Origin of the sequence: Micromonospora sp. NPDC047548, from assembly GCF_040642975.1 — a bacterium.
Classification (GTDB): Bacteria; Actinomycetota; Actinomycetes; order Mycobacteriales; family Micromonosporaceae; genus Micromonospora.
Genome location: NZ_JBEYTI010000026.1, coordinates 17,318 through 36,340, shown reverse-complemented (window position 1 = coordinate 36,340; position 19,023 = coordinate 17,318). Strand labels below are relative to the sequence as shown.

Genomic DNA, 19,023 nt, shown 5'->3' with positions numbered 1-19,023 from the left:
CGCCAATCCCCCCTCGAAGGAGCTAACTCCCATGAACACGATCATGCGTAAGAGCGTTCTTGGTATTGCTGGTCTGGCTTTCGCCGGTGGCGTGTTCGCCGGTCCGGCCACCGGCGCCCATGCCGCCCCGGCGGCTGACATGAAGTCGGTTGCGGTGGTGCAGGCGGACAAGCCCGGCGTGGACAACGCCAAGCTGATCCCGCATGGTGTGCAGGGCGCGCAGTCCCGGATCGACTTGAACGGCGAGCAGACCGACAATGCCAAGGCGATCATCGCTGCGACGAAGAAGTCGGGTCTGGACGAGCGGGCCGCCGTGATCTCGATCGCCACGAGCCTGCAGGAGTCGAAGTTGGAGAATCTGGGTCACCTGGGTGACCGCAACGACCACGACTCGCTGGGCCTGTTCCAGCAGCGTCCGTCCAGCGGGTGGGGCACGGTCGAGCAGATCACCGACCCCGAGTACTCGACGATGGCGTTCGAGAAGGGTCTGAAGCAGGTTGACGGCTGGAAGGACATGCCGCTGACCGAGGCCGCGCAGACCGTGCAGGTGTCGGCCTACCCGGACGCCTACGCCCAGTGGGAGCAGCAGGCCGCCGACCTCGTCGCCCAGCACTGGAACAGCTGACCCACCGCACCACACGCTGGCCGGCACCCCCACCAGGGTGCCGGCCAGCGCCGCACCCACCCCCGGCACCGGCCACACTCCACGACGCACGGACCGCAAGCAACGGACCCACGCCGCAACAGCAAGCAACGAAACCACGATGAGTAGCAAGTGGTGCCGGTCACCCGAGCCGGGTGGAACAGCGGACCGGGGTAGCCTGTTGAGTCAGGTGTCGGTGTGTCCAGTGTCCCCGGGCCTCACCTAATTGCCGCCGCGGAATACCGTCCGGCTGGAGCCGCGTCGCGCCACTCGCCGAGAGGCGACCTGCACACCGACACCCCAGCGCCGCCCCCGACCCACCCGGCCGGGGGCGGCGCTGTCTCCATCGTCGAAAGAGATCCCTGCGCTCCACTCGCATACGCCGCCGGACTGTCCTATGTTCGGAAGGTCAGCTTCCGCAGCGTCGGGGAGGAGGTGCCGAGCGGTGGGCCTGCGTACCTTCATCGAGGGTTGGCCGGTCTATCGGCAACTCACCGGCACCGACCCACTGGGCCGGGGCGCCGCAGCGCAGTCCGGCCGTTCGGCCGCGCTGACCGCGCGCACCGACACCGCAGACAACATGGCCCGCTCGGTCTGCCCGTACTGCGCGGTGGGCTGCGGCCAGCGGGTGTTCGTCAAGGACGGCCGGGTCACCCAGATCGAGGGTGACCCGGACAGCCCGATCTCCCGGGGCCGGCTCTGCCCGAAGGGCTCGGCCAGCAAGAGCCTGGTCACCAGCCCGCTGCGGCAGACCAAGGTCCGCTACCGCCGGCCGTACGGCACGGAGTGGGAGGACCTGGAGCTCGACACCGCGCTCGACATGATCGCCGACCGGCTCCTCGCCGCTCGCGAGGAGACCTGGGAGGACGTCGACCGCGAGGGCCGGCCACTCAACCGCACGCTGGGCATCTCCAGCCTGGGCGGGGCGACGCTGGACAACGAGGAGAACTACCTCATCAAGAAGCTGTTCACGGCGATGGGGGCGCTCCAGATCGAGAACCAGGCGCGGATTTGACACTCCGCCACCGTCCCCGGTCTGGGGGCCAGCTTCGGTCGCGGTGGCGCGACGGACTTCCAGCAGGACGTCGCCAACGCTGACGTCATCGTCATCCAGGGCTCGAACATGGCCGAGGCCCACCCGGTGGGTTTCCAGTGGGTGATGGAGGCCAAGCGCCGCGGCGCCAAGGTCTTCCACGTCGATCCCCGGTTCACCCGGACCAGCGCCCTGGCCGACACGTACCTGCCGATCCGGGCGGGCACCGACATCGCGCTGCTCGGCGGCGTGGTGCGCTACATCCTGGAGAACGAGCTCGACTTCCGGGAGTACGTGCTGGCATACACGAACGCCGCCACCATCGTCAGCGAGCGGTACGTCGACGCCGAGGACGGTGACGGCTTCTTCTCCGGCTTCGACCCGCAGACCGACAGCTACGTGCAGGACAGCTGGCAGTACGCGGGGCACGAGACCTCCTCGGGCAGCGGGCACACCGCCAAGGAGCGGGAGAGTGCCGCCGGGCTGCGGCACGAGTCGCATGGCGCCCGGGTTGCCGGCCAGGTCCTGCGGGACGAGACCCTGCAGCATCCGCGCTGCGTCTACCAGATCCTCAAGCGTCATTTCGCCCGCTACACGCCGGAGATGGTGGAGCGGGTCTGCGGCATTCCGCGGGAGAAGTTCCTGGAGCTGGCCCGGGCCTGGACGGAGAACTCCGGCCGGGAGCGCACCGGCGTGCTGATCTACTCGGTGGGCTGGACCCAGCACAGCGTCGGCGTGCAGTACATCCGCAGCGGGGCGATCATCCAACTGCTGCTGGGCAACATGGGCCGCCCGGGCGGTGGCGTGCTGGCCCTGCGCGGGCACGCCAGCATCCAGGGCTCGACCGACATTCCGACGCTGTTCAACCTGCTTCCCGGCTATCTGCCGATGCCGCACCACGCCGACCACCCGACGTTCGACGAGTGGGTGAACAGCATCCGGCACCCCCGCCAGAAGGGGTTCTGGGGCAACGCCCGCGCCTTCGGGGCCAGCCTGCTCAAGGCGTACTGGGGGGACGCGGCGACCCCGGAGAACGACTTCTGCTACGGGTACCTGCCCCGGATGACCGGCGACCACGGCACCTACCAGCAGGTGCTCAACATGATCGACGGCAAGGTCAAGGGGTACTTCCTGCTCGGCCAGAACCCCGCGGTCGGCTCCGCGCACGGCCGCGCCCAGCGGCTGGGCATGGCGAACCTCGACTGGCTGGTCGTCCGCGACCTGTTCATGATCGAGAGCGCGACCTTCTGGAAGAACGGCCCGGAGGTGGCCACCGGCGAGATCGTGCCGGAGGAGTGCCGTACCGAGGTGTTCTTCCTGCCCGCCGCCTCGCACGTGGAGAAGGAGGGCACCTTCACCCAGACGCAGCGGCTGCTGCAGTGGCGGGAGAAGGCCCTCGACCCGCCGGGCGACGCCCGCTCCGAGCTGTGGTTCTTCTACCACCTCGGGGGCAAGCTGCGGGAGAAGCTGGCCGACTCGGACCAGCCCCGGGACCGGGCGCTGCTCGACCTGGCCTGGGACTACCCCACGCACGGTGCGCACGCGGAGCCGAGCGCCGAGGCGGTCCTGCGCGAGATCAACGGGTACGACGTGACGACCGGCCGCCCGCTGGCCTCGTTCGCCGAGGCCAAGGAGGACGGCTCCACCGCGATCGGCTGCTGGATCTACAGCGGCGTGTACGCCGACGGGGTCAACCAGGCGGCCCGGCGCAGGTCCCGGCACCAGCAGGACTGGGTGGCCGCCGAGTGGGGCTGGGCCTGGCCGGCGAACCGCCGCACCCTGTACAACCGCGCCTCGGCCGACCCGCAGGGCCGGCCGTGGAGCGAGCGGAAGCGCTACGTCTGGTGGGACCCGGACGCCGGCGAGTGGACCGGCTACGACGTGCCCGACTTCGAAAAGACGAAACCGCCGACGTACCGGCCGCCGGAGGGGGCCAGCGGCCCCGAGGGGATCGCCGGCGACGATCCGTTCGTCATGCAGGGCGACGGTAAGGGCTGGCTCTACGCACCCAGCGGCGTCCTGGACGGCCCGCTGCCGACGCACTACGAGCCGGCCGAGTCGCCGATGCGCAACCCGCTCTACGGCCAGCAGGCCAACCCGACCCGCAAGACCTACGACCACCCGGTGAACTCGGTGAACCCGAGCCCGCCGCAGGAGCACAGCGACGTCTTCCCGTACGTCTTCACGGTCAGCCGGCTCACCGAGCACCACACCGCCGGCGGCATGAGCCGGACGGTGCGGCCGCTGGCCGAACTCCAGCCGGAGATGTTCGTGGAGGTCTCGCCCGAGCTGGCCGCGACGGTGGGGCTCACCCACCTGGACTGGGCGCACCTGGTCAGCGGACGGGCGGTGATCGAGGCGAAGGTGCTGGTCACCGACCGGCTGACCCCGCTGCGCGTGGACGGCCGGGTGATCCACCAGGTCTGGCTGCCGTACCACTTCGGCTACGAGGGCATCGTCACCGGCGACTCGGCCAACGACCTGTTCGGCATCACCCTGGACCCGAACGTGCTGATCCAGGAGAGCAAGGTCGGCACCTGTGACGTACGCTCCGGGCGGCGGCCGACCGGGGCGGCGCTGCGGGACCTGGTCGCCGACTACCGGCGGCGGGCCGGGATCGTCCCCGGGGCATGCCCCCCGACGGTGACCACCGAGGTTCGGCACCCTGCCTGCAGCGGCGAGGGCGGGCCGCGGGAGAGGGGCGACGATGCCTGACCGGAACAGCCTCTACGGCCCCGTTGACCCGGCACCGGACGCGGGATGGGTCGAGGCCGGCCCCCGGATGGGCTTCTTCACCGACACCAGCGTCTGCATCGGCTGCAAGGCGTGCGAGGTGGCCTGCAAGGAGTGGAACGGCGTTCCGGCGTCCGGCTTCGACCTGCTCGGCATGTCGTACGACAACACCGGCGCGCTGACCGCGAACTCCTGGCGGCACGTGGCCTTCATCGAGCAGCCCGTCCCGGCCGGGCACCGCACCCTGTCGTTCGCCGGGACCCCGACCGACGGGTCGGCCAGCGCGTCGTCGGCGGCCGTCGCGGCGGGCACCGGCAACCCGACCGGTACCGGCCCCGGCGTACCGCCCGGCACCGTCGACGCCGCGGCCCGGATGGCCGCCGCCCCGGCGGACCGCGTCGCACCGCCCGGCGCCGGAACGGCCACCGGCGCCGGGCCGCAGTTCCTCGGCATGCCCGGCGCGCAGCCGCCCGGCCGGTCCACCGGCGTGCAGGCGCGCACCGACTTCCGCTGGCTGATGATGTCGGACGTCTGCAAGCACTGCACCCACGCCGCCTGCCTGGACGTCTGCCCGACCGGCTCGCTGTTCCGCACCGAGTTCGGCACGGTCGTGGTGCAGGAGGACATCTGCAACGGCTGCGGTTACTGCATCCCGGCCTGCCCTTACGGGGTGATCGACCAGCGTGAGGGCGATGGCCGGGCGTGGAAGTGCACGCTCTGCTACGACCGCCTGGGCGCGGGACTGACGCCCGCCTGCGCGCAGGCATGCCCCACCGAGTCCATCCAGTTCGGCCCGCTCGACGAGCTGCGGGAGCGGGCCGCCGAACGAGTGGCCGTGCTGCACGAGCGGGGGGTGCCGGAGGCCCGGCTCTACGGCCACGACCCCACCGACGGCGTTGGCGGCGACGGGGCGTTCTTCCTGCTGCTCGACGAGCCCGAGGTCTACGGCCTGCCACCGGACCCGGTGGTCACCACCCGGGACCTGCCGAAGATGTGGAAGCGTGCCGGGTTGGCGGCCCTGGCCATGGCGGCGGCTGCCGTCGCCGCGTTCGTCGGAGGTTCGTCGTGAGTCCGGACCGCGCCCCGGTAGGGGCCCTGTTCCGCCGGTTCCAGGAGCGGCTCGGGGCCGGCGGGCCGGGCCCGCATCCGCCCCGCGACGTCGCGCCCGCCGACCAGCGGGGCCGGCGCGGCGGCGAGGAGCTGACCGTCCCCGAGGCGGAGTTCACCTCGTACTACGGCCGGCCGATCCTCAAGGCGCCGGTCTGGCGGTGGGACATCGCCGCGTACCTGTTCACCGGGGGCCTGGCCGCCGGCTCGTCGCTGCTGGCCGCCGGCGGGCAGCTCACCGGCCGCCCGGCGTTGCGCCGCGCCGGCCGGGTCACCGCGCTGGGCGCGGTCGCCGCCAGCGGGTACTTCCTGGTCAACGACCTGGGGCGGCCGTCCCGCTTCCACCACATGCTGCGGGTGGCGAAGCCGACCTCGCCGATGTCGGTGGGCACCTGGATCCTCACCGCCTTCGGCCCGGCCGCCGGCGTCGCCGCGGTCGCCGAGGCGGCGCCCTGGCTCCCCGAGCGCGGCGTGCTCGGGTTGGCCCGCCGGGTGCTGCCCCCGGTCGGGCAGGTCGCCGGGCTGGCCGCCGCCGCGACCGCGCCGGCCCTGGCCACGTACACCGGGGTGCTGCTGGCCGGGACGGCCGTGCCGTCCTGGCACGAGGCGTACCCGGAGTTGCCGACCATCTTCGCGGGCAGCGCGCTGGCCAGCGGCGCCGGCGTGGGGCTGATCGCCGCGCCCTGCGCGCAGGCCGGTCCGGCGCGGCGGATGGCGGTGGCCGGCGCGGCGCTGGAACTGTTCGGTTCGCACTCGGTGGAGACCCGGCTGGGGTTGCTCAGCGAGCCGTACCGGACGGGCAAGGCCGGCCGGTTGCTGCGCGCCGGGCGGGCGCTCACCGCCGCAGGCGTGGCCGGGGCGCTGGTCGGCAGGCGCAGCCGGGCGATCTCCGCGCTGTCCGGCGGGGCGTTGCTCGTCGCGTCGGTGGCCACCCGGTTCGGCATCTTCCACGGCGGCGTCACCTCGGCGCGGGACCCGAAGTACACGGTGGTGCCGCAGCGTGAGCGGGTACGCCGGCGGGAGTCCGGCGAAGGCTGAGGCTCCCGGCGCGGCGGGCCGGGGGCTGTGGTTGACTCCTGGACGGAGGCGTTCAGGAGGCTGGTGCCCCTCCCGGTCTTCAAAACCGGTGTGGTCCGGGATCCGGGCCAGGCGGGTTCGATTCCCGTCCGTCTCCGCCAGACCGCTCGGGAGATGACACGCATGGGCGAGGCGCCGGCCGACCCACGGCGGCGGGTGCCGCGCACCGACACCCTGCTCGCCGACCCGCGCCTGGCCGCGGCCGTCGCCGCCCTCGGCCGCGATCGGGTCAAGGCCGCCGTCGGCCGCGCCCAGGAGTGCGCCCGCCGTGGCGACATCGCCCCCGAACAGGTACGCGACGCCGCGCTCGCCGCGCTGCCCGCGCCGACACCCCGCGCGGTGCTCAACGCCACCGGCGTCGTGCTGCACACGAACCTCGGTCGGGCGTCGCTGTCGGCCGCCGCCGTCGAGGCGGTCGTCGCCGCTGCCGGGCACACCGACGTGGAGCTCGACCTGCGCACCGGCCGGCGCGCCCGGCGGGGACGTGACGCGCTCGACGCGCTCGCCGCCGCGGTGCCCGACGCGGCGGCCGTGCACGTGGTCAACAACGGCGCAGCGGCGCTGGTGCTCGCCGCCACCGCCCTCGCCGCCGGCGCGGAGATCGTGGTCAGCCGGGGCGAGCTGGTGGAGATCGGCGACGGGTTTCGCCTGCCCGACCTGCTGGAGAGCACCGGCGCCCGCCTGCGGGAGGTCGGCACCACCAACCGCACCACCCTGGACGACTACGCCGCGGCGATCGGCCCCAAGACCGGGTTCGTGCTGAAGGTGCACCCGTCGAACTTCCTCGTCACCGGCTTCACCTCCGCCGTGCCGGTCCGCGCGCTGGCCACCCTCGGCGTACCGGTGGTGGCCGACATCGGCTCCGGGCTGCTCGCGCCCGATTCGCTGCTGCCCGACGAGCCGGACGCCGCCACCACCCTGCGGGCCGGCGCGGCGCTGGTCACCGCCAGCGGCGACAAGCTCCTCGGCGGGCCGCAGGCCGGGCTGCTGCTCGGCGACGCCGAGCTGGTCGAGCGGCTGCGCCGGCACCCCCTCGCCCGGGCGCTGCGGGTCGACAAGCTCACCTTGGCCGCCCTGGCGGCCACCCTGCACGGCCCGGACACTCCGACCCGGGCCGCCCTGCACGCCGACCCGGCCGTGCTGCGGGAACGCGCCGAACGGCTGCGCGACGCGCTCGGCGCCGACGGCTGCAAGGCCGAGGTGGTGCCGAGCACCGCCGTGGTCGGCGGCGGCGGCGCGCCCGGCGTCGCGCTGGACTCGTGGGCGCTGAGCCTGCCCGAGGGCTACGCCGGGCCGCTGCGCCTCGGTGTGCCCCCGGTGCTCGGCCGGGTCCTGCGCGGCCGGCTCCTGCTGGACCTGCGCTGCGTGCCCCCGGCCGCCGACGACACCCTGCGGGCCGCGGTGCTGCGGATCCCGGTGGCCGGCTGACATGTACGTCGTCGCCACCGCCGGTCACGTCGACCACGGCAAGTCGACCCTGGTGCGGGCGTTGACCGGGATGGAACCCGACCGGTGGGCCGAGGAACGCCGCCGGGGCATGACCATCGACCTCGGCTTCGCCTGGACCACCCTGCCCGCCGGCGGCACCGTCGCCTTCGTCGACGTGCCCGGACACGAGCGCTTCGTGCCGAACATGCTCGCCGGGGTCGGGCCCGCCCCGGCCGCGCTGATCGTGGTCGGCGCCGACGAGGGCTGGATGCCGCAGTCCGCCGAGCACCTGGCCGCGCTGCACGCGCTCGGGGTGTCGTACGGCCTGCTCGCGGTGACCCGCGCGGACCTGGCCGACCCGGGGCCCGCCCTCGCCCGGGCCCGGGCGGAGATCGCCGGCACCAGCCTCGGCGACGTCGAGGCGGTGCCGGTCAGCGCGGTCACCGGCGCCGGGCTGCCCGAGCTGCGTGCCGCCCTGGACCGGCTGGTCGCCCGCCTGCCGGAGCCCGCGCCGGACGCGTCGGTGCGGCTCTGGGTGGACCGGTCCTTCACCATCCGGGGCAGCGGCACCGTGGTGACCGGCACCCTCGGTGGCGGCCGGCTGCGGGTCGGCGATCAGCTGGAGCTGGCCGCCACGGGCGAGCCGGTCCGGGTACGCGGCCTGCACTCCCTCGGTGCCGCCCACGACCGGGTGGACGCGGTCGCCCGGGTCGCGGTGAACTTGCGGGGCGTGGCGAAGGACCGGCTGGCCCGCGGTGACGCCCTGCTCACCCCCGGCCGGTTCCGGCTCACCGACCTGCTCGACGTCCGGCTGGCCGGCGACCCGGCCGCCGATCTGCCCGCCACCCTCACCCTGCACGTCGGCTCGGCGGCCGTGCCCGCCCGGGTCCGCCCGCTCGGCCCGGACACCGTGCGGCTGCGGCTGGCCCGGCCGCTGCCGCTGCTGATCGGCGACCGGGCGCTGCTGCGCGACCCCGGCCGGCACCACGTCAGCGGCGGGGTGACCGTGCTGGACGTGGCCCCGCCGCCGCTGCGCCGGCGCGGCGCCGCCGCGGCCCGGGCGGCCGTCCTCGCCGACCTCGACGGGCGGCCCGACCTCGCCGGGGAGCTGCGCCGCCGGGCGCTGGTGCGCGCCGGGGAGCTGACCCGGATGGGGGTGCCGGCCACCGTCGCCCCGGTCGCCGGCGACTGGCTCGCCGACCCGGAGCACTGGCGGCGGCTGGCCACCCGGCTGGCCGAGGAGACCACCCGGTACGCGCGGGAGCACCCGCTGGAGGCGGGCGTCCCGGTGGAGGTGCTGCGCCGGCGTCTCGACCTGCCCGACCGCGCGCTGGTCGAGGCCCTGGTCCGTGCGCCGCTGTCGCTGCGGGCGGGCCGGGTCACCGCCACCGGGGCCGACGTGCTGCCGGCGCCGGTGGCCCAGGCCGTGCAGCGGGTCCGCGCCGAGTACGCCGAGCACCCGTTCCGGGCCCCCGAGGCGGACCGGCTCGCGACCCTCGGCCTCGGCCCGCGGGAGATCGGCGCGGCGGTGCGCGCCGGGGCCCTGCTGCGGCTGGCCGAGAACGTGGTGCTGCTGCCCGGCGCGGTCGACGACGCGGTACGGGTGCTGGCCCGCTTGCCGCAGCCGTTCACGCTCAGCGCCGCCCGGCAGGCGCTGGACACCACCCGCCGGGTGGCCGTGCCGCTGCTGGAGCTGCTGGACCGGCGGGGCGCCACCCGCCGGCTGCCCGACGACGCCCGTGCGGTGGTCGGCCCGCCGGCCTGACCCCGGCGGCGGCCCGGACGATCCCCTTCGGCGAGCACGTCGACCACCGTGTTCGGGCGGTCGACGCGGGCGCGGTGCCCGGCGGGTGACCGCGGGTGACCCGAAGCCGCGCCGCGGTGGGCGCCGCGTCGCCTACCGTGACGCCATGGACCCATCGGCGGTCTGGCGGGACAAGAACCACCGCTGGCGGATCGAGGCGTACCGGGCGCCGGACCTGCGGTTCGCGATCTTCGCCACCAACGGCACCACCGAGTCGGCGCCGCTGTGGCTGTTCGGCATGTCGGCCCTGGCCCGCTGGCTGATGAGCCACGCCATCTCCCTGGACGACCTGGAAAACGACTGACCCGGCCTCCCCCGCGGCGCGGCTGCTGTTGAGTAGGGGCCAGGTGGCGGGGAGGGGGTGTGATGCTCGGGCAGCTCGTCCTGGTGGCGGTGCTGGTGCTGGTCAACGCCGCCCTCTCCGGCAGCGAGATGGCGCTGGTGACGTTGCGGGAGGGGCAGCTGCGCCGGCTGGGCCGCTCCGGTCGGACCGGGGCCCGGCTGGCCCGGTTGGCCCGGGAACCGAACCGCTACCTGGCCACCGTCCAGCTCGGCATCACCCTCGCCGGGTTCCTCGCCTCTGCGGTCGCCGCCGTCTCGCTGGCCCAGCCGCTGATCGGGCCGCTGGCTTTCCTCGGCGGCGCGGCCCGGCCGGTGGCCGTGCTGCTGGTGACCGTGGCGCTCACCTTCGTCACCCTGGTTGTCGGCGAGCTGGCCCCGAAGCGGCTGGCGATGCAGTGGGCGGAGCGGTGGGCGTTGCTGAGCGCGGCCCCGCTGGACCTGCTGGCCCGGCTGTCCCGGCCGGCGGTCTGGCTGCTCAGCCGTACCACCGACCTGCTGGTCCGGCTGGCCGGCGGGGACCCGCGGGCGAGGCGGCAGGAGGTGACCGAGGAGGAACTGCGGGAGATGCTGGTCAGCCAGCGGGGGCTGTCGGCGCAGCAGCGGGAGATCCTTTCCGGGGCGTTCGACATCGCCGGCCGTACCCTGCGGGAGATTCTGGTTCCCCGGCGGGACGTGACGGTCCTACCCGCGTCGCTGTCCGCGTCGGAGGCGATGCGCCGGATGGCCGCCACCGGGCGGTCCCGGGCTCCGGTCGTCGGGCCGGGCGGGCTGGACGACGTCCGGGGGATGGTGCACATCCGCGACCTGGTCGACGCCGACGGCGACACGGCGGGCCGGCGGGCCCGCCCGCCGGTGCTGCTGCCTGGCACCCTGCCGGTCGCCGACGCCATGCGCCAGCTGCGGCAGCGCCACGAGCAGCTCGCCCTGGTGGTCGACGAGTACGGCGGCATCGACGGCCTGGTCACCATGGAGGACCTGCTGGAGGAGGTGGTCGGCGAGCTGTACGACGAGACCGACCGGGACGTCTCCAGGGTGGTCCGGGAATCGGACGGGGCGCTGCTGCTGCCCGGTGACTTCCCGCTGCACGACCTGGCCGACCTGGGGGTGCGGCTGACGTTTGCGGTGCCGCGGGACTACACCACGATCGCGGGGCTGGTGCTGGCCGGGCTGGGCCGGCTGCCCGACGGGCCGGGGGAATCCGTGCGGCTGCCGGGGCTCACCGTCGAGGTGGTCGAGGTGGCCGACCGGGCGGTGCGGCGGGTGCGGCTGCGCGGCCCGGCGGCCGGCTACCCGGCGGAGTGACCCGGACGGGGTAACGGCGGCGGAAACGGCCCTTCCGGGGCGGGGCCGGCCGTACCGTGCGAGACGTGAAGGACCGAGGGATGCGGACGTTCCTGGCGGTGCTCGCCGGACTGGCGGTGATCTACTTCGGCGCCACCGGGCGCAGTGCCGAGGAGGGTGGCGGGATCTCCGGCGGGGTGGTGCTGCTCGCCCTGCTGGCCGCGCTGCTGGTGTGGAACCTGACCAAGCCGGGGGACAACACGCCCGTCAAGTAGGGCTCAGCGGGCAGCCGCCGTCCGACTGACCTCGCCCGCGGACTCCTCGCCCAGGGCCACCCGGACCAGCGCCGAGGCGAGCCGGCCGAAGTCCGCCTCGCCGACCAGCCCGGCCAGGCCCCGTGGGTTCGCCGGCAGCCCGAGTCGTTTCGCCCCGGTCAGTGCCCGCCGGTCGGCGTACGGGCGCACGTCCGGCCAGACCGTCTGCGCCTCACGCAGGAAGATGTCCGCCCCGGTCGGGCCGATGCCGGGGAACTCGGTGAGCAGCCGGCGCAGCACGGTCGGCTGCTCGTCCGCCTCTCGGTGCAGCCGGCGTAGGTCACCGTGCCAGCGGTCCAGGCAGAGCCGGGCCCCGGTGCCGAGCATCGTGGCGGTCCGCTCGTCGTAGCGGCGGTAGTGCCCGCGCCCCAGTGCGTCGACCCGTTCCTGCCAGCTCGCCGCCTCCATCGCCTGCGGGGTGCGCCAGCCGGCGGCGAAGATCTCCCGAGCGGCGGCGAGCGCGACCTGCGCCCGGATCCGGGTGCTCAGCAGGGTGGTCAGCACCAGCAGTTGGTAGAGCGGCCCCGGCCGGTCGGTCAGCCGGATACCGGCCTCCTCGGCGTAGGTGCGCCCCTGCCGGTCCAGCAGCATCCGCGCCGTCCGTCGTTCGTCTCCCATCGCCGTGCAGTACCCGTCCTGCGGCGGATCAGCCGGGCCGGCGCGGGTCGAATGTGCGGGACGGCGGCGGGTAAGCCGACCACGGACGCGGTCGACCGCCGCGCCGGTCCACCCGGAAGGAGACACCCGTGACGAACGTGCAGCAGCCCGAGATGCGCCGCAACGGGAACAACCCGACCGTCCAGGACAGCAAGGGTCCGGGCGCGGCGGGTCACCCCGCCAACCGAGGCTCGTCGCGGGGCGACCGGGGTCGCCCGGTGCCGCGCGGTCAGGCGTCACCGTACGGTCCGGGCGGTGCCACCGCCGAGGATGACAGCGAGTCGCGGGGCTAAGTGCACCGCGCGGAGGGCGGTCGCAGCCGGTTCCAGGTGGCTGCGGCCGCCATTCCGTACGCCAGGTGCGGCACGATGTCGGCAACCCAGTCGGATCGGCGCCAGGTGCGAGGGTCGGTGACGCCGAGCGCCGTCATCATCCCGTCGGAGGCCGCCATCACCGTCCCGCCGAGCACGCCGGTCGCGGCGGGCAACGGCGCCCGGCGGCCGCCGGCGAGCGCGCCGAACACGGCGCCCACGGCGACACCGAGGCCGTACCCGAGGACGGGCCCGAGGCCCGAGCGGCGGTTGGCCGCCCGGTCCTCGGGACCCAGGTCCACGTGTGCCACTCCGGCCAGCCGGCCGGCCACCTCCGTCGGGGTGCCGCTGGCCGGTCGCGCTCGCAGGACGATGTCCAGATAGCTGACGACGTTCAACGCGGCGCTGCCGACCGCGCCGGCGATCGCCCCGTTGACCAGGCCGGGCGCCCTCACTTCGGGTCGCCCGGCTCGCGCTCACCCTTGGGGCCGAAGGTCCGTTCCCCACGGACCACGCCGCGTTGGCCGCGATCCTCCTGCAGGATCCGGTTGGCGACCTGGTTGGCCTCCTGGTCCGCCGCCCGTCCCGACTGCTCGATCAGGTCGCGCAGGCGCGCGCGTTCCTTGTCGTACGCGTTGCTTCCCGGCCGTGGTCCTGGCATCGCCGCCTCCTCGGTCGCTGTCACCCGCGTTCCGTACCCGCGCCGTCTACCCGTCTGCCGGCGGGTCAACCGCTCACTCCGGGGTACGCACCAGGGCCACCGGACAGGCGCTGTGGTGCAGCACCGCGTGGCTCACCGAGCCGAGCAGCAGCCCGGCCAGTTCGCCGTGCCCCCGGCCGCCGACCACCACCAGCACCGCCCGGCGGGAGGCGGCGGTGAGCGCGGCGACCGCCCGCTCGCGGACCACCTCGTGGGTGACCGGCAGGTCCGGGTAGCGCTCGTGGATGCCGGCGAGGGACTCGGTGAGCAGCCGGCCCTCCTCGCCGCGCAGTTGGGACTCCTCGTAGACCAGCGGCTGCATGTCGCCGGGGCCGGCGGAGCCGGGGTGGCGGTAGGCGTGCACGGCGTGCAGCGCGGCGCCCCGGACGTCGGCCTGCTCCACGGCGAACTCCACGGCCGCCCGGGACGCTGGCGAGCCGTCCACCCCGACGACTACCGGGCCGTCGGGGTGTTCCTCGCCGCGGGCCACCAGCACCGGGCAGTCCGCGTACGTGGCGACCTGCACGGCCGCCGAACCGATCACCAGCGCGCCGAACCCGCCCAGCCCGCGGTCGCCGAGCACGATCATCGCGGCGGTGGGGGTCTCGCCGAGCAGCACCGCGGACGCCTCACCGTCGATGATCTCGCCGGTCACCCGGAGTCCCGGTACGGTCGCCTCGGCCTCGGCGACCGCCTGCTCGACCAGGTGCTCCGCCTGGTGGCGCAGCCCGCCACCGGGCGGGCCGCCGGTGAGCGGGCCCCCGGGAACCCGTAGCAGCGGCCAGATGAACGCGTGCACCACCCGCAGCGGCCGGTGGCGGCGGGCCGCCTCCGCCGCTGCGAGCCGGACGGCGCGCAGCGCCGGCTCGGAGCCGTCCACGCCCACCACGATCGCCGCGCCGCTCGCCGAGTTCACCGCTGTGCACCTCCTGCCCGCGGCCAGTATCCCGGCCCGCGGACTGTCGCCGGGGCGATACCGCCACGGCGGCCACCCCGCTACGCTGTCGCCCACCCGCTGGAAGGGAGCCACCGTCGATGGCCGAGCCGGAGCAGCCGAGCACCGCCCGCATGATCGACTTCTGGTTGGGCGGCGAGCACCATTTCCCGGTGGACGTGGCGGCGGCCCGCGCCTTCGAGGAGGCGTACGGGCCGTGCGCGGCGATTTTCCGGGACCTGCGGGCCTTCCTCGGCCGGGCCGTCGGCGCCGTCGCCGAGGCCGGCATCGACAGCTTCCTCGTCTTCGGGGCCGGCCTGCCCACCCGGGGCAACGTGCACGAGGTGGCCACCTCCGCCACGGTGCTCTACACCGACGTCGACCCGGTCACCATCCGGCTCGGGCAGCGGATCCTGGCCGGCAGCGACCGCGCGGGCTACGGCTACGGCGACGCCACCGACATCGGCACCGTCGACCCGGCCCAGCTGCACCGTTTCGCGCCCGGGTGGGGGAGGCGGCCGGTCGGCGTAGTCTTCCTCGGCCTGGCCGCCTTCCTTGACGACGAGACCCTCGCCCGGACCCTTGACGAGCTCTACGACGCGGCCGCCCCGGGCACCTTCCTGGCGTTCGACTTCGACAGCGAGGAGCTGGCCGGGTACCCGCAGGCCCTGGCGATGATGGGGCCGCACTTCCGGATGCGGGCGCCGGCGTCGTTCGCCCCGCTGCTGGGCAGGTGGGTGCCGACGGCCGAGGGCATCGTGCCGGTGGCCCGGTGGCGGCCCCGGGGCGAGCCGGTCGCGGTGCCGGACGCGTTCCACGGCGGGTTGGCCGGCAAGCCCGCCGACTGACGGGGCCGGTGCGACGCCTGGCCCCGTCTCCGGTCCCGCGGGAACCTGCCCCACTAGTGTCCTAGGATGCCCTACGGGTGGTGACGCACCGCACACCGGAAACTCCGCAACCACCCGAGCGCGACCCTCGGGAACCGATTCATGAGCCCGATATAGTGGCAACTCGCCGGCCCACGATCACCACGTCAAGGACGGCAGCAGGGGAGGTCCCAGCCGGGGCCGCCGAGGCGCCGGCGTTGGTCGGCCCGTCAGCGCGCACGTCCCGCCGAGGCGGCGTCCGGTTCGTGCTGCGGAGGGAGGTTCGGTGTCGCGTCGGCCCGCTCGGTCAGAGCATTCGCAGGGCACGGGCGGCATCGCCGTCAGTGATCGGGTGCTGACCCTGCCGAACCTGATCAGCTTCGTCCGACTGCTCGGCGTACCGCTGTTCCTCTACCTGTTCCTGGTGGCGGAGGCGGATGTGGCGGCCATCGTGGTGCTGGCCGTCGGCGGCACCAGCGACTGGGTGGACGGCTGGATCGCCCGGCGACTCCGCCAGGTCAGCCGCCTCGGCGAGCTGCTCGACCCGTTCGCCGACCGGCTCTACATCCTCGCCACCCTGCTCGCGTTCACGGCGCGCGAGGTGGTGCCATGGCAGTTCACCGCCGCGCTGCTGGCCCGGGAGCTGCTGCTGCTCGGCTCGCTGGCGGTGTTGCGCCGGCACGGGTACGGCCCACCGCCGGTGCACTACGTGGGCAAGACGGCCACCTTCCTGCTGCTCGCGGCCTTCCCGATTCTGCTGCTGGGGGCCGCCTCGGCGGCGGTGGCCACCGCCGCCGGGGCGATCGGCTGGGGGCTCGCCTGGTGGGGGCTGGTGCTCTACTGGGTGGCCGGCGCGATGTACGTGGTGCAGGCGGCGCGGCTGGTCCGTTCCGTGCGGGCCCGTTCCGGGGGAGCCCCGGCATGAGCGCGCCGCCGGACTCCGGTGGGCGCAGCGCCCGGGGATACGCGCCGGATTTCCTCACCGAGCTGTTCCGCAATCCGCTGGACCCGGGTTACGCCGATGCGGCGGCCCGGCGCCGGGAGTCGCCGGCCCCGCCGCGGTGGCGGGGTACGTCCGGGCGGGCGGTCAGCATCGTGGTGATCGCGGTGGTCGGGTTCCTGTTCGCGGTGGCCTACCGGGAGACGGTGGCGGAGGAGCCGAGCCGCGATCAGGCCCGGGCCGGCCTGATCGCGCAGATCAAGCAGCGGGAGAGCGAGACCGACCAGATGACCGTCCGGGCGGACCGGCTGCGCGAGGAGGTGGGCCGGCAGCGCGACGCCGCGCTGAGCGGTTCGCAGGCGGCCCGGTTGCGCAACCTGGAGGCGGGGACCGGTCTGGGCCGGGTGCGGGGCGACGGGGTGGTGGTGCGCCTGACCGACGCGCATCCGAAGGACGGCGACGCGGTGTCCGGTGACTCGGACGCGGGTCCGTCGCGGGTGATCTACACCGACCTGCAGAAGGTGGCCAACGACCTGTGGGCCTCGGGGGCGGAGGCGGTGGCGATCAACGGTCAGCGGCTGACGGCGACGTCGACGATCCGTTCGGCGGGTGCGGCGATCCTGGTGGACTTCCGGCCGGTGACGAGCCCGTACGAGGTGACGGCGATCGGGCCGGGCTCGATGCGGGACAAGTTCGACGAAAGTCGAGCGGCCTACCTGATGCGGCGGGTGGCGAAGGACACCGGCCTGTCCTTCCAGGTGCGGGACGCGGAGGACCTCACCCTGCCGGCCGCGCCGGAGCCGCGGCTACGCTACGCGGAGCCTTCGGTCAGTCCGAGCCCGTCACCGTCGGGGTCGGCCACCGACCGTAAGTCCAGTCCCGGGCCGTCCGGTTCGGGTACGTCTCCCCGCCCCTCCGGAGGTGTCCGATGATCGCGGTGCTGGCGCTGCTCGCCGGTGTGGTTCTCGGGATCTACCTGGACCCGACCGTGCCCGCCGCGTTGCAGCCGTATCTGCCGATCGCGGTGGTGGCCGCGCTCGACGCGGTGTTCGGTGGAGTGCGGGCGAAGCTGGACCGGATCTTCGACGACAAGCAGTTCGTGGTGTCGTTCATCTCGAACGTGCTGGTGGCGGGTCTGATTGTGTACCTGGGTGACCAGCTGGGGGTTGGTGGTCAGCTCTCCACCGGTGTGGTGGTCGTGCTGGGGGTGCGGATCTTCGGCAACGTGGCGGCGATTAGGCGCCACCTGTTCCGGGCGTAGTTTGTGGCGATGAGCGACGAGCAGCGGGACACCGGGACGGGATGGCCGGAGCCGGCGGATCCGGGCCGTCCGTCGGGGCCGGCGGGTGAGCCGGATCCTCGGCCGGACGCGCCGGATCCGGACGAGTTGAGTCCGCTGGTGCCGCCGCCGGAGGCGCCGGAGCGGCAGGAGCGGCAGGAGCCGCCGGCGTCCCCGCCGGAGGAGTCGGCCGCGACCCCGCGGGCCGAGGCCGATCCGGAGCCGGTCAAGGCGGTGCCGGCCGGTCGGCGGTGGAGTTCGGCGGGCGTCATGATCGCGGTGTTGTTGGCGTTGCTCGGGTTCACCCTGGTGGTGCAGTTCAAGACGACGTCGACGGATCCGACGCTGGCGGCGACCCGGCAGGAGGACCTGGTCCGGATCTTCTCGGATCTGGATTCTCGGGAGAAGCGCCTGCAGCAGGACATCGAGGCGTTGGAGGAGAGCCAGCGGCAGCTGCGCTCGGGTGAGCAGGGCCGGCAGGCGGCGCTGGACGAGGCGCGGCGGCGGGCGGACGAGCTGGGGATCCTGGCGGGGACGTTGCCGGCGCGGGGTCCGGGGCTGGAAGTGCGGTTCGAGCCCGGGGTGGGCAAGCCGATTCGGGCGGACCGGATCCTGGACGCGGTGCAGGAGTTGCGGGGCGCGGGCGCGGAGGCGATGCAGATCTCCGGCAGCGCCGGGTCGCCGGTGCGGATCATCGCGTCGACGTACTTCCTGGACGGGCAGGGCGGGTCGTTGGTGGTGGACGGGCGGTCGTTGTCGGGTCCGTTCACGATCACGGTGATCGGTGATCCGGCGACGATGCGCACCGCGTTGAAGATTCCCGGTGGGGTGGCCGCATCGGTCGCGGGTGACGGCGGTAACGTGACGGACGATGAGCGTGAGGTTGCCGAGGTTTCGGCGCTGCACGCACCGATGAAGCTGGAACACGCCCGTCCGGTCTCCTGACCGGCGCGGCCGCACCGGATCGCCTCCGGTGCACCGATGGATAAAGGACGCGTCTGGTGATTCCTGAGGATCTGCGTTACACCGCCGAGCACGAGTGGGTGGTCGGCGCCGACGGCGGCACGCTCCGGGTCGGCATCACCCACTTCGCGCAGGACGCGTTGGGTGACATCGTGTTCGTCCAGTTGCCCGACGAGGGCGCGGTGGTCGCGGCCGGTGAGCCGTTGGGTGAGATCGAGTCGACCAAGAGCGTGTCGGAGATCTACGCCCCGGTGAGCGGGACGGTGGCGGCGCGGAACGAGTCGCTGGGTGACGCGCCCGAGGTGATCAACACGGACCCGTACGGTGCGGGTTGGCTGTTGGAGATCACGCCGGATGATCCGTCGGTGTTGGACGGGTTGCTGACCGCTGGTGCGTACCGCGAGCTCACTGAGAGCTGAGTGTTGCCTGGCCGGGCGCGTAATGTTCTCCGCGCGTCCGGTTGCCCTGCATTTCGGCGCTGGCTAGGCTCGCCCAGTCGACCGAGAACCCAATAGTTGAGCGTTGTGTAATTGCCTTCCCGGGCACGGGGAGCCAGCCGCCGGGTGTGCGACTGCCCGGCGGCCAGACCCGCCATTACCCCGACGCTGACC

Annotated in this window: 20 protein-coding genes and 1 tRNA gene; 17 read left to right on the top strand and 4 right to left on the bottom strand. The window is 74.1% G+C overall.

Annotated elements, in window-relative coordinates:
• Positions 1-31 precede the first annotated feature (31 nt).
• From ABZ807_RS23235 to ABZ807_RS23190, 10 genes are all read left to right on the top strand, one after another.
• The gene (locus tag ABZ807_RS23235; RefSeq protein ID WP_357161607.1) at positions 32-625 is read left to right on the top strand and encodes a hypothetical protein; all 594 of its coding nucleotides are present in this window, start codon (positions 32-34) and stop codon (positions 623-625) included.
• A 463-nt stretch (positions 626-1,088) separates the two neighbouring features.
• On the top strand, positions 1,089-4,391 hold the full coding sequence (gene fdh / locus ABZ807_RS23230) for a formate dehydrogenase (RefSeq protein WP_357161604.1): 3,303 nt from the start codon (positions 1,089-1,091) through the stop codon (positions 4,389-4,391).
• On the top strand, positions 4,384-5,478 hold the full coding sequence (locus tag ABZ807_RS23225; RefSeq protein ID WP_357161601.1) for a 4Fe-4S dicluster domain-containing protein: 1,095 nt from the start codon (positions 4,384-4,386) through the stop codon (positions 5,476-5,478). Before fdh ends, ABZ807_RS23225 begins: the two co-directional genes overlap by 8 nt.
• Complete coding sequence (gene nrfD / locus ABZ807_RS23220; RefSeq protein WP_357161598.1) at positions 5,475-6,554, top strand: NrfD/PsrC family molybdoenzyme membrane anchor subunit; 1,080 nt, start codon at positions 5,475-5,477, stop codon at positions 6,552-6,554. The genes ABZ807_RS23225 and nrfD overlap by 4 nt, the downstream gene beginning before the upstream one ends.
• Positions 6,555-6,598: 44 nt before the next feature.
• A tRNA-Sec gene (locus ABZ807_RS23215) sits at positions 6,599-6,694 on the top strand.
• Between the two features lie 22 nt (positions 6,695-6,716).
• Positions 6,717-8,021 carry an L-seryl-tRNA(Sec) selenium transferase gene (gene selA, locus ABZ807_RS23210; protein WP_357161595.1) on the top strand — a complete coding sequence of 435 codons (1,305 nt, stop codon included), beginning with the start codon at positions 6,717-6,719 and terminating at the stop codon, positions 8,019-8,021.
• A gap of 1 nt (position 8,022) precedes the next feature.
• On the top strand, positions 8,023-9,786 hold the full coding sequence (selB, locus tag ABZ807_RS23205) for a selenocysteine-specific translation elongation factor (protein WP_357161592.1): 1,764 nt from the start codon (positions 8,023-8,025) through the stop codon (positions 9,784-9,786).
• A gap of 145 nt (positions 9,787-9,931) precedes the next feature.
• Positions 9,932-10,129, top strand: coding sequence for a hypothetical protein (locus ABZ807_RS23200; RefSeq protein WP_357161589.1), 198 nt, complete (start codon positions 9,932-9,934; stop codon positions 10,127-10,129).
• A 62-nt stretch (positions 10,130-10,191) separates the two neighbouring features.
• Positions 10,192-11,469: a hemolysin family protein gene (locus tag ABZ807_RS23195; protein ID WP_357161586.1), complete on the top strand. Its 1,278-nt coding sequence runs from the start codon at positions 10,192-10,194 to the stop codon at positions 11,467-11,469.
• 65 nt (positions 11,470-11,534) lie between these two features.
• The gene (locus ABZ807_RS23190; protein ID WP_357161760.1) at positions 11,535-11,723 is read left to right on the top strand and encodes a hypothetical protein; all 189 of its coding nucleotides are present in this window, start codon (positions 11,535-11,537) and stop codon (positions 11,721-11,723) included.
• A gap of 3 nt (positions 11,724-11,726) precedes the next feature.
• On the opposite strand, the gene ABZ807_RS23185 is transcribed toward ABZ807_RS23190, so the two are convergent.
• Positions 11,727-12,380, bottom strand: a complete 654-nt coding sequence (locus ABZ807_RS23185; RefSeq protein ID WP_357161583.1) for a hypothetical protein — start codon at positions 12,378-12,380, stop codon at positions 11,727-11,729.
• A gap of 128 nt (positions 12,381-12,508) precedes the next feature.
• Between ABZ807_RS23185 and ABZ807_RS23180 the strand changes: the two genes are divergently transcribed.
• Positions 12,509-12,712, top strand: coding sequence for a hypothetical protein (locus tag ABZ807_RS23180; protein ID WP_357161580.1), 204 nt, complete (start codon positions 12,509-12,511; stop codon positions 12,710-12,712).
• On the opposite strand, the gene ABZ807_RS23175 is transcribed toward ABZ807_RS23180, so the two are convergent.
• From ABZ807_RS23175 to ABZ807_RS23165, 3 genes are all read right to left on the bottom strand, one after another.
• On the bottom strand, positions 12,709-13,185 hold the full coding sequence (locus ABZ807_RS23175) for a hypothetical protein (RefSeq protein ID WP_357161577.1): 477 nt from the start codon (positions 13,183-13,185) through the stop codon (positions 12,709-12,711). The two genes, ABZ807_RS23180 and ABZ807_RS23175, sit on opposite strands and share 4 nt — an antisense overlap.
• Positions 13,182-13,391: a phosphatidylethanolamine-binding protein gene (locus tag ABZ807_RS23170; RefSeq protein ID WP_154936875.1), complete on the bottom strand. Its 210-nt coding sequence runs from the start codon at positions 13,389-13,391 to the stop codon at positions 13,182-13,184. The genes ABZ807_RS23175 and ABZ807_RS23170 overlap by 4 nt, the downstream gene beginning before the upstream one ends.
• A gap of 73 nt (positions 13,392-13,464) precedes the next feature.
• Positions 13,465-14,346, bottom strand: coding sequence for a universal stress protein (locus ABZ807_RS23165; protein WP_357161573.1), 882 nt, complete (start codon positions 14,344-14,346; stop codon positions 13,465-13,467).
• A gap of 119 nt (positions 14,347-14,465) precedes the next feature.
• Here ABZ807_RS23165 and ABZ807_RS23160 point away from each other — a divergent pair, with 119 nt between their 5' ends.
• From ABZ807_RS23160 to gcvH, 6 genes are all read left to right on the top strand, one after another.
• Positions 14,466-15,212 (top strand): SAM-dependent methyltransferase, encoded by a 747-nt coding sequence (locus ABZ807_RS23160; RefSeq protein WP_357161570.1) that lies wholly within the window; start codon positions 14,466-14,468, stop codon positions 15,210-15,212.
• Between the two features lie 304 nt (positions 15,213-15,516).
• Positions 15,517-16,155: a CDP-alcohol phosphatidyltransferase family protein gene (locus ABZ807_RS23155; protein WP_357161567.1), complete on the top strand. Its 639-nt coding sequence runs from the start codon at positions 15,517-15,519 to the stop codon at positions 16,153-16,155.
• Positions 16,152-17,102 (top strand): DUF881 domain-containing protein, encoded by a 951-nt coding sequence (locus tag ABZ807_RS23150; protein WP_357161564.1) that lies wholly within the window; start codon positions 16,152-16,154, stop codon positions 17,100-17,102. Before ABZ807_RS23155 ends, ABZ807_RS23150 begins: the two co-directional genes overlap by 4 nt.
• Positions 17,099-17,431 carry a small basic family protein gene (locus ABZ807_RS23145; RefSeq protein WP_067311500.1) on the top strand — a complete coding sequence of 111 codons (333 nt, stop codon included), beginning with the start codon at positions 17,099-17,101 and terminating at the stop codon, positions 17,429-17,431. The genes ABZ807_RS23150 and ABZ807_RS23145 overlap by 4 nt, the downstream gene beginning before the upstream one ends.
• A 9-nt stretch (positions 17,432-17,440) precedes the next feature.
• Positions 17,441-18,394 (top strand): DUF881 domain-containing protein, encoded by a 954-nt coding sequence (locus tag ABZ807_RS23140; protein WP_357161561.1) that lies wholly within the window; start codon positions 17,441-17,443, stop codon positions 18,392-18,394.
• A 56-nt stretch (positions 18,395-18,450) separates the two neighbouring features.
• On the top strand, positions 18,451-18,831 hold the full coding sequence (gene gcvH, locus ABZ807_RS23135; RefSeq protein ID WP_357161558.1) for a glycine cleavage system protein GcvH: 381 nt from the start codon (positions 18,451-18,453) through the stop codon (positions 18,829-18,831).
• Positions 18,832-19,023: the final 192 nt, after the last annotated feature.